Raw genomic sequence first — 1039 nt, 5'->3', positions numbered from 1 at the left:
CGTCGACGTCGATGTTCTTGCCCTGCACGCTGAGGGCGTTGCGGGCGGCGGCGGGGCCGCAGTAGTAGAAGTTGGGCTGTGCCTCGTAGCGCACGCCCAGTTCGCGCTCGCCACCCTTGCGGTCCTGAGTGACCGTGGCCGACACCGGGGTGGTGGGGGCGGCGAGGGCGGTGGTGACGGGGCCGGCGATGGCGCCGCCGGTGAAGGCGAGCCCGGCAGCGGTCAGGGCGGTCTTACGCAGGATGTCGGTACGCATGATGGCAGCACCTTTCGATCGGGGGTACGCGACACACACCGCGGGGGACGGGTGGCGTCGCGGGCTGAGGAAAGGTCGAACCAGGTACGCCCTCGACGAGAGGGTGGGGCGCGTCCGGGGGGATGTAACGACGCGGGCCCGGCCGGCATTCCGACCGGCGACCCGGCCATCCCGGAGGGCTCGGGGTCCAGGGCCCGGGGTTACGCGCTCACGGTGGTTACAACGACCCGCGCCCCCGACCCATGCCCATCGGGCGCGTGACCGGGGCCACCACAAAGCGCCACGAAACGGATGAACAACCTGATCGGCCCCTCGGCTCACGGACGAGGTGGATTTCCTGGTCGCGGCGCCGATGGTGCCGCCACGAACCGGACGCGCGCCCCAGACTGGCCGTGACTCCGCCGACCGCTGTACGCCGAGCGGTTCCCGGTCGACGTGCTGACGGCAGCGGTGCGCACCGCCCAGCCAAACCGGATGGCCTTCCTGCCCCGGCCCACGTGCTGGCGGGCAGCGGTCCATGCCGCCTGAGCGTCCCGGGTGCGGCCATCCTGCGTCGGCCCATCACCCGCCGGATCCTGCGGGACCCCGCCCGGCACCGTCGTCGACCGCTCGGACCCAGCCGCAACGCCTCCACCACTCGCCGCCGCTACCGACGACCGGACTTCGATCATGCAGGTGTGGTGGTGTGCAAAACGCCCGAATGCGCGCCTACCCGGCACCACAACTGCATGATCGGCGCGGGCAGGGGGCAGGGGGCGGGGGGCGGGGTGAGCGGGGTGGGGT

At 72.5% G+C, this 1039-nt stretch carries 1 pseudogene; it reads right to left on the bottom strand.

Annotation, left to right across the window (positions count from 1 at the left end):
• Positions 1-256: pseudogene (locus RM555_RS30785) on the bottom strand (C39 family peptidase); the annotation flags it as partial.
• Positions 257-1039 lie beyond the last annotated feature (783 nt).

It is taken from the genome of Micromonospora reichwaldensis, from assembly GCF_031845925.1.
In the GTDB taxonomy this organism is placed as follows: domain Bacteria; phylum Actinomycetota; class Actinomycetes; order Mycobacteriales; family Micromonosporaceae; genus Micromonospora; species Micromonospora reichwaldensis.
The sequence above is the reverse complement of the archived record's forward strand: the minus strand, read 5'-3'. Positions and strand labels throughout refer to the sequence as shown.